We start from the raw sequence: 16323 nt of genomic DNA, 5'->3' as shown, positions 1-16323 counted from the left end.
GGTATTCTCCTTAACCTGTTTTAGTGTTTTTTTGGTTGCTGGCCAGTATCGATAACACCGACTCTACAATAAGATGACTAGTCACGGGTAAACCATCAAAATTAAGAATACTGGCGAGTTTATTGGGATCAATTTGTAGCTCATTGACTAATAGGCTTTTCATTTGAGCATCCCTATTTTGTTCAATAACAAATACCTGTTTATTATTACAAGAATGCTCTTCAATAAACTGCTCAATAGTTTGATGAAAAGGAAAGGCTCTAATACGCAAACAATCTGCTATTAATCCTTGTTCTTTTAACTGGTCAACAGCTTCAGCAATAGGATGACTACTGGTGCCAAAGAAAATCAGTCCTAACTGGCCTCGGCTCTTCGCTTGTTGTATTTCAGGCTCAGGTAAAAACTTAACACTATTGATAAATTTTTTTGTTAACCGCTCCATGTTATCAACATAATCGGCAGACTTTTCAGTGTAGCCAGCAAAATGATTACGCGAGGTACCCCGATTAAAATAAGCACCTTTATCAGGATGCGTACCAGGCAATGTGCGATAACAAATACCATCGTCATCAACATCTAAATAACGCCCGAATACTTCCACTTCATCTAGTTGCTGAGCTGATAACACTTTGCCACGTTGATAGGCTTTATCATCTTGCCATGAAAATGCTGTTGTTAAATGATCATTCATCCCTAAGTCTAAATCGCTCATCACAATCACCGGTGTTTGCAGCTGCTCGGCAATATCAAATGCTTGTGCGCTTAATGCAAAGCATTCACTTGGACTATCGGGAAACAACAATACTTGTTTGGTATCACCATGAGAAGCATAAGCACAAGCAAGAATATCTGACTGTTGAGTACGGGTTGGCATTCCGGTTGATGGCCCTGAACGCTGAACATTCACAAGTACCATAGGGGTTTCAGTAAAATAGGCTAAACCTAAAAATTCTGTCATTAAGGAAACACCTGGCCCTGAAGTAGCAGTAAAAGCGCGAGCACCATTCCAGCCTGCACCAATCGCCACACCAATAGCGGCTAATTCATCTTCTACTTGCACAATGGCATAGTTTTTTTGTCCACTTGCGGGATCTATACGTAAGCGATGGCAATAACTGGCGAATTTTTCAATTACCGATGTTGAAGGAGTGATAGGATACCAACCCACCACAGTTGCACCACCAAACACAGCACCCAAGCCTGTTGCTGTGTTTCCGTCCACCAAAATACGATCGCCCACTAAATTTCGGCTATCTACTTGAATAGCCAGCGGACAAATAAAATGCTCTTTTGCATATTGATAACCAAGCTCTAAGGCATAGATATTGGGGGTTATTAGTTTTTCTTTACCCTTAAACTGATCTCGAACCAAGCCTTTTAGTAAAGTAAAATCCATATTTAATAAGGCTGCCAATGCGCCAACATAAATAACATTTTTAAACAGTTGCCGCTGCCTTGGATCGGTATATTCTTTTAAACAAATATTTGAAATTGGCATACCTAAATAATGAATATCGGTTCGTATTTGGCTATCTAGCAAAGCTCTACTTGAATCATAAAGCAGGTAACCGCCAGCCTGAACACTACTAATATCATCATTAAGGCTTTGCGCATTCATGGCTACCACCATTTCTGAGTTGCCACCACGCCTACCTAAGTAATTTTTTTCGGAGATCCTGACCTCATACCAAGTAGGCATACCTTGTATATTCGATGGAAATATATTTTTCGCACTTACCGGTATGCCCATACGCAAAATAGCTTTAGCAAACATATTATTAGCACTAGCTGAGCCAGTACCATTGGTGTTTGCAAACCGCACTACAAACTCATTAATTAATAAATGTTCTGCTTTAACATCGTCACTATTATTGCCATCCGTATTGTTTACCGTATTTGTTAGCATAGATTTCATACCTAATTCTCTTGCTGATCTTAGCGTTATTTAATCGTGGCGTTAATATTATTAATGAGTAGTTTTTTCATATCCCAAGCGCCAGTTGGACAACGCTCTGCACACAACCCACAATGCAAGCATACATCTTCATCTTTAACCATGATGTGTCCTGTTTTTAAAGGGGCTGATACCAATAAACTTTGTTCACTATTAAGCTCGGAGACCCTAAACTGCTTAACCACTTGTTCATCTTCACTTTGTTCTTCAACAAAATTGATACAATCCATTGGGCAAACATCTTCACAGGCCGAGCATTCAATACAGGTGCTTTCTGTAAACACTGTATGCACATCACAGTTCAAGCATCGACTTGCTTCTGCTAATGCCAGTTTTTCATCAAACCCTAATTCGACCTCGGTCGATAAGGTTTTTACGGCTTCATCCCATGAAATGTGTGGTACAAGATTACGTGCTTGGTGATCAATGCCACTTTGGTAGCTCCATTCATGAATACCCATTTTCTGACTCACTAAGTTAAAGCTGGTATCAGATCTATCTTCAATAGGGTCAGCATGTTGACAAAGTAAATCAATAGAGATTGCCGCTTGATGACCATTAGCCACGGCTGAAATAATATTTTTAGGACCAAACGCCGCGTCCCCGCCAAAAAAGACATTGGGCAAACTAGATTGTAGTGAATCACTGTTTACTTTTGGACTATCCCATTGGTTGAACTTAATGCCAATATCGCGCTCTATCCAATCAAATGCTGTGTCTTGGCCCACCGCAACCAGCACCTGATCACATTCAACCAACAAGGTTTCACCAGTAGCTTGCAAGCTACGATTACCAACTTTGTCATAAACTGATGCCACTTGCTCAAAGAGCACAGCCACTAATTTGCCATTGTCAATTTTGTATTCCAAAGGATTATAGTTTGGCATGATAGTAATGCCTTCTGCGGCTGCATCTTCTTTTTCCCAAGGTGATGCTTTCATCGCGTCAAAGCTTGAGCGTACCAACACTGTTACGTCATCGGCGCCTAAACGTTTTGCAGTGCGGCAGCAATCCATCGCGGTATTGCCTCCCCCTAATACCACCACTTTTTTGGGACTGGGATTATCCTTGTCATAGGTTAAATGACCAAAAGAAACCTTTGCAAGCCAGTTGATGCCAGTGTCTATCTGTGGCTGAGTCACAGTGGGGTCAAGCTGATCATGACCAGGAATTTTTAACCAACGACCATTGGGTGCCCCAGTACCAACAAATATGGCATCAAAATTTGCTTTCAATAAATTATCTAGTGACGTGATCTCTTCACCAAAATGGCACTCTAACCCCATATTTATAATATAATTAAGCTCTTCATCTAGTACGGTTTCGGGTAATCTAAAGGCAGGGATTTGACTACGCATCATGCCGCCCGCTTTGGCATCACGTTCAAACATAACCACGTCGTACCCCAAAGGGAGTAAATCTCTAGCAACGGTCATTGATGCAGGGCCTGCACCGATCAGTGCAACCCGTTTACCATTTTTTTTATGGGGGATCTTAGGAAGGAATGCGCTAATGTCATCTTTATTATCAGCGGCCACACGTTTTAATCGACAGATAGCAACAGGGGTGTCTTCTACGCGGCCTCTGCGGCATGCTGGTTCACAGGGGCGGTCACATACCCTACCTAAAACCCCCGGAAATACATTAGACTCCCAATTAATGAGATAGGCATCGGTATAACGTTTTTCGGCAATGAGACGTATATACTCGGGTACAGGCGTATGTGCTGGACAAGCTTGCTGACAGTCAACAACTTTAAGAAAGTGTTGGTAATTATCAGTATCAGTTTTCTTCAAAGCTAACTCCTTTAATTGTGCAAGGTCTTATTTGAAACAACTTATACTTTCATTACATCAATATACGAACGGGCTTATGTGCTGACCTCAGGAGAAAAAAGCATGCTATGTTAAAAGGTAATTTATTACCCTTTGTCGGACTAAAGTCCAACCTACATAGATTTAGTAGCGCCTAAGTAAGCGACATAAGCATAAATACCATGGTATAACTGCTTGATGCTATTTGTATATATTCTAATCTAATCTATTTAGTGTACCTTGTTAATAATTAATTTGATTTAATACCTTAGTGGTATCGCTTACCCTCATCTACCCATGGTATTTATCAAAATAGATCTTAGCTTGTTCAGTTACTTTTGGTGCCAACAATACGGTTGAAATCATGGTGGGTATTGCCATTAAGGCGTACATAATATCAATTAAGTTAATCACTAACGCTAGCGAAGAAACCGCGCCAACAATAATCAAACATAAATAAAACCAAACATAGCCTTGTTCAAAACGTTTTCCTAACAAAAACTCTGCGCATTTACTGCCGTAATACCAAAATGTTAGCACGGTACTAGTGCTAAGAAAGAACACCACCAACGTTAGTAAGTAGCCACCAATATTGGGAAACGCTTGCTCAAATACTTGCGCAGTTAAACTCACGCCGGTTAGTTGAAGATCACCGATATCCGTCACCAAAATCGCTAACGCTGTACAAGTACAGACAATTAAGGTATCTACTATCGGGCCTAAAGTTGCAACTAGGCCTTCACGGGTTGGCTCATTGGTTTTAGCCGCGCCATGCGCCATTGATTCAGTGCCAATACCCGCTTCATTTGAAAAGGCACCACGTTGAACGCCTGTCAGTACTACGGCACCAATAAAACCACCAGCAACTGAACTACCGCTAAAGGCTCCAATGAATATTGAAGAAAAAGCACTAGGAATAGCAGAAAGGTTCTGCAATAACACCCCTAAGGTTAATAAAAAATAACAAATAACCATCATAGGAATGACTTTACTGGTAATTTTAGCTAAACGTTCAAGCTTGCCCATTACAATATAAGTAATTAAACAACAGAGGAATATGCCCGTTACTAAATCAAAACTAAAGTGATCATTGGCAGTTGCTAAACCATGTGGAATGGCAATAAAGTCTCGCATGACTTGTACCAGCTGGTTTATTTGAAAGATAGGCAAAGCCCCAAACATACCGCCTAAACAAAATAACCAAGCCAATGGTAACCATTTTTTCCCTAACCCTTCACGAATGACATACATAGGCCCGCCTTGTATGCGCCCACTGCGATCTACACCTCGATAGTTTACGGCTAACGTTGCAGTATAAAACTTAGTGGCAATACCTACCAAGGCGGTAACCCACATCCAAAAAATAGCCCCCGCACCACCAATGGTAATAGCTACAGCAACCCCAGCTATGTTACCTAAACCTAACGTGCCTGATAGCGCAACCATCAAGGCTTGAAAATGGGTTAAATCACCTTTGGCCTTATCTTCTTTTGAAAACTTACCTAAGGTAATGTCCAGTGCGTGTTTTAAGTGTAAGTAGGGTAAAAAACGGCTATGAAATACAAAAAACAGCCCGCCACCAACAAGTAAGATAACTAAGGGTAATCCCCACATAAACGCGGAAATTTCGCCCAGTATTAATGTTAATTCTTTCATATAGTTATAATTTTATAGTGTTAATTTTATTAGAGCAGCAAGCTTTGCTTAATTTCATGGTATTCATCGGCCGCATTAATCAATGACTTAGCGGTTAAATTAGGTACACCATACACTTGGGTTTTAACGCCATATTCAGCGTTAATATGGCTGAGTAACAAATCAAAATCTCCATCACCAGACAACAAAACCACAGTATCGATCTCTTTATTCGCGGCGACTGTCATCACATCAATTGTAATACCAACATCCCAATCACCTTTAGCTGAGCCATCGCTGCGTTGGATAAAGGGTTTTAACTTAACATCAAAGCCAATATGTTTCAGCGCTTTTTGAAACTTGTGTTGTTGATCATCGCTTCGTTGAATGGCATAAGCATTTGCCATAACAACGTCGCCTTGAGCCATTAGCTCTTGCCATAATAGACGGTAGTTAAACTGTCGCTGATAGGCATCTCTTGTGGTGTAATAAATATTTTGAACATCTACAAACACAGCAATTCTTTGCAAAATAAGTCCTTTGTGTAGGTTGGTTATCGTTAAGGCGGCTATGTTTATAATATAGTAATAAGGAATGAGGTAAAGCAGTTAACGCTATAATGAATGCTATTTATCTGGGCTCAGCGACTAAAGTGCTATACCAAATAAGCGAATGAATTCGGTAAAATTACTAAAATGAACTTAGCGATTAATAAGTTATTCGCTAAAGGGTTGCATTTGTGCTTAATTGTTCTACATTATTATCAGTCAGTTTTGCTGTAGATACACTTATAATGCTAAACTCCTTTTTTTGATTTTTTCACACGGTTAATATTAGCGCTCATGGTATCTATATTGCGTTCTTTTTTTTATTTATTATTAAAACTTCCTCTTCGTTTATTGGTTCGTAGCAAAATAGTACTTGATGCCAATACGCCTATTGAAACATCGTCACGACCAATATTCTATGTGGTGAGTTATCAATCTGCGAGTGACTTAATCTCATTACAACGCGCCTGTAAAAAACAAAATTTGCCCGACCCATTAGGCAAAGTAAAAATCAAAGACAAATTATTTGATCGCACCCTGTGCCTAGCAAAGCCAACCTCAATATTTGGTTTTAAACGCAGTAAAACCAATGCTATACAACAAGGCCTTGAGATGTTGAATCAACATCATCTTGATAGCGAGCTTGATGTACAGCTAATTCCGGTTAACTTGGTTTGGGGCAGAGTTCCTACGCAAGAAAAAAACAACGCCAATGTTTCGTCTTTATTAGCAGAGCAAGCAGCCCCAACATGGTTGCAAAAGTTTTTTATTGTGATGTTTTTAGGTCGCGATAATTTAATCCGTTATAGCGACGCATTTTCCTTAAGAAATATGTCTGATGACCATGGTCATGACGAAGCCACCGCACGTAAATTATTACGAGTGGCTCGTTTTCACTTTCACCGTCAAAACATTGCTGCCAAAGGGCCTCGGCTTATTCATCGTCAGCAAATGTTTACCGCATTATTTGCTAATCCCTCGGTAAAACGCATTATCAATGACGAGGCAAAAAGTAAAAACATCAGCCCTGACAAAGTAAAAAAGCAAGCACACGCAATGATGCAAGAAATTGCTGGTGATTACAGTGTGTCATTAGTACGACTAGGTGAAAGATTGCTACGCTGGTTATGGGGCCGTTTATATAGCGACATTAAAGTCAATAACTCACAGGTACTGAGAAAGTTAGCACAAGAGGGGCACGAAATTATTTATGTGCCCTGTCATCGTAGCCATATGGATTATTTATTACTCTCATATGTTATTTTGCAAGAAGGACTTGTAATGCCGCGCATAGCTGCCGGTATTAACTTAAACTTCTGGCCAGCAGGCCCTATTTTTAGAAAAGGCGGTGCCTTCTTTATTCGCAGAAGTTTTGCCGGAAACCGATTGTATTCAACTATTTTCCGTGAATATTTAGGCTTGCTTTTTGAGCGTGGTTACTCGGTAAAATATTACACAGAAGGCGGCCGAAGCCGCACTGGCAGATTATTAAGCCCTAAAACGGGAATGCTAGCGATGACGATTCAAAGTTTATTGCGTGGTATCGATCGCCCGTTAACCTTAGTGCCTGTTTACATAGGGTACGAGCATGTAATGGAAGTGGGCACTTACTATAAAGAATTAAGCGGCAGTGAAAAGAAAAAAGAGTCTATTTTTGGGGTGCTTAAAGCAATTAAAAATTTACGAAATTATGGTAACGGTTATGTTAATTTTGGCGAGCCTATTAATATTAATAACTACTTAAATGATAAAGTACCTAATTGGAAAGAATCAATTGACCCAATAGATCCGCAAAAACCTAACTGGTTAACACCTACCATCAATGACATGTCTTATCAGCTGATGACCCAAATTAATCAATGTGCTGCTCTGAATGGCGTGGCCTTGGTTGCGCTAATTTTACATGCCAGTGAAAATAGAGCCTTGGCAAAAGCTGATTTAGAAAAACACTTAGACTTTTTTCTTGATATTCAGCGCAAAGCCCCTTTTAGTCAACAACTCACTATTCCAGAGCAAAATGGTGCACAACTGCTTGAACATGTTCTTTCACTCAATAAAATCACCGTTTCGCAAGACAGTTTTGGCACTATTATTTCGCTAGATGACTCGGCAAGTTTAGAAATGCGCTATTACCGAAATAATATTTTGCACACCTATGCGTTAATTTCGTTAGTATGCAAACAATTAACCCATAGCAATAAGATTTCTCACCAGCAAATAACCCAGCAAACTGTTAGCTTATTAACCACATTAAAAGATGACTTATTTTTATGGCAAACGCCTGAACAAATAGAGCAACAAGTAGAACAAGTATTAACGGCGCTTGAAAGCAGTGACCTTGCTAAACAATCTGCGGCGCAATTTTGGTCATTAACCGATGACACACAATTGCTTAACCATGTTCATTTAATGGCTGAATGTATTGACGAAAGCATACAACGCTTAGCCATAATCACCTCTCTTACCACACGATTAGCCCCGATAACAAGACGCGAGCTTGAGCAAAAAGTAGTTGCCATTGCCAAGCGTTTAGCGGTGTTAAATAATATTACTGCACCTGAATTTATTGATAAAAAAGCCCAAGCCACATTGATTAACACTTTACGTGAACAAGGCTATTTAACATTAAATGAAGAAGGGTTACTCACTACCAGTGAGTCTATGGCTGAATTAAAGCAAAAAGTTACCCGCTTAGTTTCAATTGAAGTTTTACAAGGTATTGCTAGGTAACTCTATTTGTACTTCACCTAAATACTAGCCAGAGTGCCTAAGCATAATGCGACTCTGACTTTATCAGCGCTTTTTTGGCTAGTAATAAGTGAATAAAGGTGGCTAACGATTTTTGTTACTTACCAATAGACGCTAATTCTATGGCAACTTGTTCAACACCTTGTTTTGCAATTCTGGAGCTTAATTCTGCCTTTTTACTACTCAGTAAAGATATCCCTTCTACCACCATGTCATACGCCTTCCATTGCCCAGTTTTCTTGTTTTGTCGCATTTTAAATACCACATCAATGGTGGGCTTGTTGGTATCAACAATTTGTGTTTTTATCGCAACAATACGCTTATTTTTTACGGGTTTTTCCGATTCAAAAATCACTTGCTGATTGTTATATTGCTTTAAAGCCGTGGCATAGGTTTTTGCTAAATAATGACGCATAGAGCTGACAAACTGTTCGCGCTGTGCCGGTGTAGTGTTACGTAAATTTTTACCCAGAATGCGATACGATGCATATTGATAATCAATAGACGGCATCAACTCTTCTTCTACAATAACCTGCATAAGCGCAGGAAACTTTTCAATTTCTTGTTGATTTGCAGCAATGCGGGTAAATAATTTATTACCTATGTTTTGCAACACCACATAAGGAGAGGTAGTTGAGGTTTCAGACGAAAATGCTGAACTAGTAAACACCAATAAAAATATCATCAAGGTTTTGGTTATGGGTTGCATTGGGTCGCTCCTATAAATTTAGAAAAGTGCGATGATTTAAATAAAATCACAATATACCGACCGCTCGGTATGTAAGATAAGTGAAGCATAGCACCGACCGGTCGGTTTGTAACCTTTTTTATTTATAAGGAAAGCGTTTAACTAAGAACTTTTAGCGTTAAGCTACTTTTTCAATGCACGAATATACAAACAAAGTTCAGTAATAACCTGTTGAAATAATTCTTTATTACGCGAACTTTTTGTTAACGATGTTGCCCCATGAAAAGTCGCAACAATAAAATAAGCGACTTGAGAAAAAACTAGGTTATCACGAAGATCGCCCTGCACTCGCTCTAAAGACTCAACAATAAGTGCATTTAATTTTTCTTGCATAGATAAAATTCGCAAACGAAAACCTTCATCAACATTGGCCATTTCTTCACAAAGATTATTCAATGGGCAGCCACAAACCGCCTCATTACATACCATAGAATTACACATTGAGGTGAAGAACTCACACAATCCTTCAATTGGGTCGTTTTGACTTAACGCCGGCTGCCATGTGCCCAGAAATACTGGAATATAGTTCTCTTCAAATACCGCATAACCCAATTCAAGCTTATTGGTAAAATGATAATACAAAGCACCTTTAGAGATACCACATCGATTTAATATGGTAGACAAGCTGGTTGCTTGAAAGCCATGCTGATGAATTTCTTCAGCGGCCACAGCAAGAATTTTTTGACGGGTTTGTTCGGCATCACTCATTTTACGACTCTTGATATTCTCAGAATTTAACCTGTTCACAATAACAAACCGATTGGTCTGTTGCAAGAACAGGGTTAGTTAAAAAATAAACGAGTTGCCACCAGTTTTTATTTATTATGCTATATTATTAAACATGATACGTAAAAGTTGAAAAGCTAAAATGAGTAAATTGTTCGCGATAGCACTATTAATATGTTCTGCAATTGTTAACGCTAATACGGTAATAGACATTACTTATTATATTTCAGATAAATCATCTTCTCCTATTCAAATTCCTTCGGAAAATAGCGGTATCGTAACAGATGTGCTAAAGCAACTAGTTCTGCCTAATGTAAACCTAGAGTATAAAACATTGCCTTTTAAGCGCATGATATTAATGTTAGAAAAATCAAAAACGCCCTGGATTACTTATGGCTCTGTTCAATGGCCAGATTCAAGATCACACAGTTTGTCAGCCACACCGCTAATGACAGTTCAACATGTATTAATGACTACTTCAGAAGTCCCTTATAATTCAATAGACGATATTCTAGATAAAGGTTTGGTCTTAATACGGGGCTTTAATTACCCGGGTTTGATAAATTATATAAACAAAAAGCCTGAAAATGTTTATTATGTCAAAACTCATGAAGCGGCAATAGAAATGGTGCTAAAAAATAGAGTGGCTGCATTTGTCGAAATGAAATCAAGGCTTATCTATCATTTGAACAAGTTGACAATTAATAGGGAATCAATAGCCTTCCATAACTTTTCAAGTATCATCCCAGATTATGATGTAAATTTAAGCTTTTCCAAGGACTTCCCCAAAGTGTATAGGAGTTCAATTGAAAGACAGCTATACGAATTAAAGAAAACAGGTAGGCTAGAGGCAATATTGCAAAAATATAAATAATTTTCCTACCGGCAATATCCCAAGTGCTACCCATAATCTAATCAAGGATAGCACCTGCAAAACCTATCGAGAAATCACAAATATTGATTATGTTTACTACTTATTATCACATCAATAAACGCTAATAACTAAGCACCGCTTAACTATTTTTAACTACGGCACTATTCACCAACTTTTGATACCAAAATGAAGCGATTAGAATAAAAACACCAATCCCCATAAATAAAATAACTTTTTGCCAAAGCACGGCGTTAACAGCATCCACCAGTGACAACTTAACAATACCGAGCAAAATTAAACCAAAGCTGTATTTAACTGTAGTAATACGCCTATCTTTTAGGAATAAAATTAATGCACCATGCACTGCTAATGCTGGAGCAATTAATAGCTCAAGTCGGTAGTTAGAAAATCCATAGCACAGAGTTATGTAAGTTATTGCGCCTACAGAATGCAACAGTAAGTCACCATTTAATTTTAACATTCCCCCTAATTTTGACTGTTTAAATCGTTGTTGTTTTTGATATAAAGCTGCCATTAAAAAGATCACTGGAATAATGGCATATTCTGCACTGGATAAGGTCATGAACCACGCACCAACAACTAGCAGCAAGTTAATCACCATAATGGTGGTTTCATTCCTTTTTAAATGCGCTGAAAGTGTCAGTGCATTAAACGCAAGCGCCCAATAAACAGCGGCAATCACACCACCATACAATAAGCTACTGGTATGAAAGCCAACGATATTTGGCAAAGCAAAACCAAGGGAAAATAGCCCCCAACTACACACATAACGATAAAGCGAGGTAGCGTCTTTACAAGCGAAGTAATATGCAATGGCGTAAACACTGAAAAAGCCAACGAAGGCAAGCAAGCTGTACAATAGTGATAGCTGACCAATGGCTATAATGAAAATCAGGCTAGCTAAACCGGTAAGCACTTTTGCTTCTTTCACCAGTAGGTGGTGCTGTATGGTTCGAGCCAATAACAATGCTAATAATGGTGAAAGCCATAAAAGTAAAAGTGCTGCTTCATCAAATCGACGAATGACCGAGCCAACCCAACAAACCGGAATAAGTAAATAGAACAAAATACGTGCCGACTCAGCAACATGCATAATAGCGCTGTCTGGTTGATATTTTCGATAAAAAACCGACCATAACCACAACTGGGCAAACGCTGAAATCAGCGCAAATTTGGCAAATAATGGCAGCAACATAAAACGATAGCTATTTGCTGATAACGCGCCTTGATAAGCATAAAATAATGGCACCAAAATAAGTATCGCCGCAAATACTTCTATACTGACTTGTTTACAATTTTTGGCTCTAAACAGTAATGCTATTTGCACTAAAATAACCAGTGCGCCAGTCCAATTACCTAGTCCTAGGTTAGCACTGGCAATGACCAACACAGATATCCACACAGCTTCTATTAATTGCAAAAGCGGTTTAACCCTGTTTTGGGTGTAGTCATTAAATACCTTAGTATTGTTGATGAGTCGTAGCCAAATCGCAATAATAGCAACAATGGTTAAAGATAATACCCAACCGTCTACTGATTTCAATGCGGGTAAAGGGAAATAAGGCGCTAATGCTGACCAAGAATATACCAAGGCGATTGCCGTTAGTATTTGCCCTTGATTAATGACCGAACTAAGTTTGTATTTGCGACCAATAGCTAGTAATAATATTCCCTCTATTGCCCAAGCAATGCCCCAATAAGCATTACTTACCGCACTAATAATAGTTAATATACCCCATGTTGCAGCCAATAATATAAAGCAATGGCTTAACTCCCGCTTGATCCGATAAAAGAACACGCTAGTCACAACAGCTACCAAAGCATTCAATGCAAAACTAACACTCATTGGTTGAGTAAAGATATCAGCTGATTGAAAGCACATTAATACGATGGCACCCACCAGTGCCGCAATAAACACTAATGTGTGTTTTATCGGTGCTTGCTCTTTAAGTATTTCGGCAGTGGCATAGGCTAAAAACAGTAAATAAAACAGGTTTATCACCCATACAGATACTATAATAGCTTCAAAGCCAAGCACCCATTCAAGTGATACTAGCGTAAATGCTAGGCTTAACTGTGCGAGCCACTGACCAATATATCGGTAGGCTAAAATTAAGCTACTGCCAACAACAAAGGCCAGAGATAACAAATAATAAAGCGGTTCAATGACAATAGTATTTGAAAGTATTGGCATAGTAGCGATACCAATAACGCCAAGCGCGGCAACAATTTTGGTGTCTAACCACAATGCCAGCCAGTGACAAACCATGGCAATGGCCAAATACAAAGCTAATACCGCAACATTTGGCAATAAGCTGTAGACACTGCCAGCAAAGTAGACCGTGCTATAAGAGAGTAGAATTCCCAAGGTAACAATGGCTGTAGCAAATTCACCAAAGCGTGTTTTTATTTTTAATACTATACCCAATACCATTACAAAAACGGCGGCAAGGCACATCAGTAAAGCTTTAGAGCCAGCTCCTAGCTGATCAATAAGCAACTGCATTAAATAGCCAAACCCAGCAAGGGTTAAACCGATACCCACAAGGGTAAGGATAAAAATCCCCAACATACCTCGTTCTTTATATGACTGATATATTTTGGCAACAGGTGCAAACCAATCGAAAAGTGACGCAAGTAAGCCTTGAAAAAACAACATGAAGAAAGCTGGCGCACGAGCAGTATTGCTGGCTGCAAAGTCACTAGATGTTGACGCTAAGTAGGCATCTTCTGGTATTGACTGAGCTTGAGCGTAAGCTACTTCTGTAGCCTTATGTGGTTCTACAAAAGCAGTAGACTCCTGCTCAAGCACAACAGGTTGCTCATTTAGCTCTGCTGTTTGTTGCGTCTGCACAAGTAAACTACTCAAACGGCTTTCAACCGCTTCAATTCGCTTACTAAATTGAAGTTTAAGCAAGGCAACTTCAGACTTTAACGCTTTAACTTCTTCATTCATTATTACATCCTGTAACTTATTGCTAATTAACAATAAACATTTGAACATCGACGGTTTTAAGTTGCAAGAACTTCTCTAACTTTATGCTACAACATTCAATAGTTTTAACCTTGTTACTTTGTGCGACTGGCCGCTTCACGGTTAAACTTATTAGGGTGAATGTTAAGGGGTTGACTGGTTAGGGTTGAACTCGAAGATGATTTCGTAGCTGCGTTGCACATTAGTACTTTGTTTATATTTCCACTTCGCTAAAGCTTGTTTGGCTGAGCGCTGTAACTCTCGACTAACTTCAGAGTTAACTATCTTAATATTTTTAACACTTCCCGTAGCATCAATTTCATAACGTAATCTAATCGTACCATATTGTTGTGCTTGTAGGGCTTGGTGTGAATATTTAGGCATAACCTTATAAATTGGCTTCATTAAAAAGTCAGGCTCTTTCAGTTGTGGTAGTTTAACAACTTGTACAGTGTTGAGCTCAACATTTTCAACGCTACTAACTTGCACATTATTTTTTTCTGGCGCTAACACCTCATGACCTGATGCTAATACTGGAATATCCGGCTTAGGTGGCAACATAGGTTTAACTACCACAACCTTATCTTCAACCTTTTTCGGTGTATCCTCAATGATATTGATCTGATGTTGCGTAGAAAACGATTGTGTTTGCTCTTGGGTATTTTTAGTGAAGTGGGACATAATAGCCATAATCCCAAACGAAGCGACGCCTCCCACCGCAAACATTGACAGCAGCTTCACTACTGAATAACTCCTTTTAGTAGAGATACTAGTCATAGGGATGCTTGGAGCAATGATTTTCGATTTACGTTGCTGATAAAGTGCCGATAATTCTTTATCAAACTGTTCATTGTTCATGAGGCGTTCCTAACATTTCTTTTAAGTTTTTACGTGCATAGCGCAAACGGCTTTTCACTGTTTCAAAGTGCTCATTTGTTACGTCACATATTTCAATTATTGAAAGCCCTTCTTGTTGAAAAATAAAAGCTTCTCGTTGATAAAAAGGTAACTGATTAATAGCAAAGTTAAAGGATGCCAACCGGTCATTCATTTCAAACTCTTGTGCTGGTGAGCAACAATTTAGATGATGTGCCTCTAACGCTTGCCACTGCCATTTTTGTTGACGTCTTAACTCATCAATCAAAGTGTTTCGAGCGATCGTATAAAGCCAACTTTTCACATTTGTGTGTTTTGTTGTCAATGATTGTACTTTCATTACTTTAAGCCATGTTGTTTGTAACACATCTTCAGCTGTCTCTTTGTCAGATAGACTTATTAAGTAGTGATAAATTGATAGATTGAACTGCTCTACCAGTAATGTTAAGTACTTTTCATCATTGGTAGAGACATAATGCTCAAGCAACCTTTCTGGGGTGATAGTGGTATTTAACCAACCTTTTATCATTGAGGGTAGCTTCAAATAGATATCCTAAATCTGCTGTTCCATAGTAAAATCTAATTGCACGGTAAAATTTTTCTGTTGCACTTGTTTACCATCAATTGATTTTGCGCGATATTTCCATTTTCTCAATGCCTGTTTTGCGGCTTTATCAAAAATACGTTTTGGCTGTGAATCAAGTACTTTAACATTAATTACTTGCCCTATTTCACTAATATCAAACGCTAATGTAACCCAACCTTGAATTCCCTCCCTAAGTGCATTGATGGGGTATTTAGGGTTTACCCGAACAACAGGTCGTGCATCTTGGTTTGGTTGAGAGTTCATAGCCAAACTACTCGTATTATTACTTATCATTTTTAGACCCGTCGGGGTATAACTGAAGTCGGTATTTACTTTAGTTATCTCTGGCGAAACCTTACTTAACTCCATCACTGGTGGTGGCTCAGGTGGTTGTAATAACTTGCGAGCCTTGATTTCTGGCTTAGAATCCTCAGGTGTTTTTACAATATCAACAATAACCGGAGGTGGACCTAGCGTTGTTTCTACCTGGTCACTATTGATCAAAAACGCCATAAAAGCGAATAAGCCAAACGAGATTACCCCTGCCATAGCAAATATAGATATTACTTTCTTCATAGTTTTTCCTCGCCTAATAAAATTAAAGAGGTGTGATCACACAGCAAATAACCCAATTAACTATTTGCATACATGTAAAACGATGAAGAACTTAAAATGGGGTTAAAATATTTTTAGTTTTATATATTTATCTTTACAGAATGTGCTTTGGTACACATTTCCTCAGCTTGAGAATTAAATTAAGCCTCAGAAAACATTGTAATCTTGGTGGTAAAACTTCCTTTTTCACTAATTTTTATGTCA

The 16323-nt window shown here is 38.7% G+C and carries 12 protein-coding genes; 2 read left to right on the top strand and 10 right to left on the bottom strand.

Annotated elements, in window-relative coordinates; genetic code table 11:
- Positions 1–10: 10 nt before the first annotated feature.
- The 4 genes from ABXG98_RS05535 to ABXG98_RS05520 form a co-directional block, all read right to left on the bottom strand.
- Complete coding sequence (locus ABXG98_RS05535; RefSeq protein ID WP_353537699.1) at positions 11–1915, bottom strand: 2-oxoacid:acceptor oxidoreductase subunit alpha; 1905 nt, start codon at positions 1913–1915, stop codon at positions 11–13.
- Positions 1916–1941: 26 nt separating this feature from the next.
- The gene (locus ABXG98_RS05530; RefSeq protein ID WP_353537698.1) at positions 1942–3750 is read right to left on the bottom strand and encodes an FAD-dependent oxidoreductase; all 1809 of its coding nucleotides are present in this window, start codon (positions 3748–3750) and stop codon (positions 1942–1944) included.
- Between the two features lie 309 nt (positions 3751–4059).
- Positions 4060–5424, bottom strand: coding sequence for an alanine/glycine:cation symporter family protein (locus ABXG98_RS05525; protein WP_353537697.1), 1365 nt, complete (start codon positions 5422–5424; stop codon positions 4060–4062).
- 29 nt (positions 5425–5453) lie between these two features.
- Positions 5454–5933: an NYN domain-containing protein gene (locus ABXG98_RS05520; RefSeq protein ID WP_353537696.1), complete on the bottom strand. Its 480-nt coding sequence runs from the start codon at positions 5931–5933 to the stop codon at positions 5454–5456.
- Between the two features lie 324 nt (positions 5934–6257).
- Here ABXG98_RS05520 and plsB point away from each other — a divergent pair, with 324 nt between their 5' ends.
- The gene (gene plsB, locus ABXG98_RS05515; protein WP_353537695.1) at positions 6258–8681 is read left to right on the top strand and encodes a glycerol-3-phosphate 1-O-acyltransferase PlsB; all 2424 of its coding nucleotides are present in this window, start codon (positions 6258–6260) and stop codon (positions 8679–8681) included.
- A 115-nt stretch (positions 8682–8796) separates the two neighbouring features.
- Here plsB and ABXG98_RS05510 read toward each other — a convergent pair whose 3' ends face one another.
- Positions 8797–9408 (bottom strand): MlaC/ttg2D family ABC transporter substrate-binding protein, encoded by a 612-nt coding sequence (locus ABXG98_RS05510; RefSeq protein ID WP_353537694.1) that lies wholly within the window; start codon positions 9406–9408, stop codon positions 8797–8799.
- 162 nt (positions 9409–9570) lie between these two features.
- A complete protein-coding gene (locus ABXG98_RS05505; RefSeq protein ID WP_353537693.1) occupies positions 9571–10155 on the bottom strand; it encodes a TetR/AcrR family transcriptional regulator in 585 nt (194 codons plus the stop codon).
- Between the two features lie 160 nt (positions 10156–10315).
- On the opposite strand from ABXG98_RS05505, the gene ABXG98_RS05500 reads away from it, so the two are divergent.
- Complete coding sequence (locus tag ABXG98_RS05500) at positions 10316–11047, top strand: substrate-binding periplasmic protein (protein WP_353537692.1); 732 nt, start codon at positions 10316–10318, stop codon at positions 11045–11047.
- 139 nt (positions 11048–11186) lie between these two features.
- Here the strand turns inward: ABXG98_RS05500 and ABXG98_RS05495 are convergent, their stop codons facing one another.
- The 4 genes from ABXG98_RS05495 to ABXG98_RS05480 form a co-directional block, all read right to left on the bottom strand.
- Positions 11187–14024, bottom strand: coding sequence for a DUF2339 domain-containing protein (locus ABXG98_RS05495; protein WP_353537691.1), 2838 nt, complete (start codon positions 14022–14024; stop codon positions 11187–11189).
- A 162-nt stretch (positions 14025–14186) separates the two neighbouring features.
- Positions 14187–14900, bottom strand: coding sequence for an energy transducer TonB (locus ABXG98_RS05490; protein ID WP_353537690.1), 714 nt, complete (start codon positions 14898–14900; stop codon positions 14187–14189).
- Positions 14890–15462 carry an RNA polymerase sigma factor gene (locus ABXG98_RS05485; protein WP_353537689.1) on the bottom strand — a complete coding sequence of 191 codons (573 nt, stop codon included), beginning with the start codon at positions 15460–15462 and terminating at the stop codon, positions 14890–14892. Before ABXG98_RS05485 ends, ABXG98_RS05490 begins: the two co-directional genes overlap by 11 nt.
- Before the next feature lie 9 nt (positions 15463–15471).
- Positions 15472–16080, bottom strand: coding sequence for an energy transducer TonB (locus ABXG98_RS05480; RefSeq protein ID WP_353537688.1), 609 nt, complete (start codon positions 16078–16080; stop codon positions 15472–15474).
- Positions 16081–16323: the final 243 nt, after the last annotated feature.

This window comes from Colwellia sp. KU-HH00111 (assembly GCF_040362745.1).
Classification (GTDB): Bacteria; Pseudomonadota; Gammaproteobacteria; order Enterobacterales; family Alteromonadaceae; genus Colwellia.
The sequence above is the reverse complement of the archived record's forward strand: the minus strand, read 5'-3'. Positions and strand labels throughout refer to the sequence as shown.

What these genes read in the sequence shown, in the direction of transcription:
- ABXG98_RS05495 (WP_353537691.1), bottom strand. Translation starts at nt 14,024, where the DNA reads ATGAATGAAGAAGTTAAAGCGTTAAAGTCTGAAGTTGCCTTGCTTAAA.
- ABXG98_RS05480 (WP_353537688.1), bottom strand. Translation starts at nt 16,080, where the DNA reads ATGAAGAAAGTAATATCTATATTTGCTATGGCAGGGGTAATCTCGTTT.
- ABXG98_RS05505 (WP_353537693.1), bottom strand. Translation starts at nt 10,155, where the DNA reads ATGAGTGATGCCGAACAAACCCGTCAAAAAATTCTTGCTGTGGCCGCT.
- ABXG98_RS05500 (WP_353537692.1), top strand. Translation starts at nt 10,316, where the DNA reads ATGAGTAAATTGTTCGCGATAGCACTATTAATATGTTCTGCAATTGTT.
- ABXG98_RS05510 (WP_353537694.1), bottom strand. Translation starts at nt 9,408, where the DNA reads ATGCAACCCATAACCAAAACCTTGATGATATTTTTATTGGTGTTTACT.
- ABXG98_RS05535 (WP_353537699.1), bottom strand. Translation starts at nt 1,915, where the DNA reads ATGAAATCTATGCTAACAAATACGGTAAACAATACGGATGGCAATAAT.
- ABXG98_RS05525 (WP_353537697.1), bottom strand. Translation starts at nt 5,424, where the DNA reads ATGAAAGAATTAACATTAATACTGGGCGAAATTTCCGCGTTTATGTGG.
- ABXG98_RS05490 (WP_353537690.1), bottom strand. Translation starts at nt 14,900, where the DNA reads ATGAACAATGAACAGTTTGATAAAGAATTATCGGCACTTTATCAGCAA.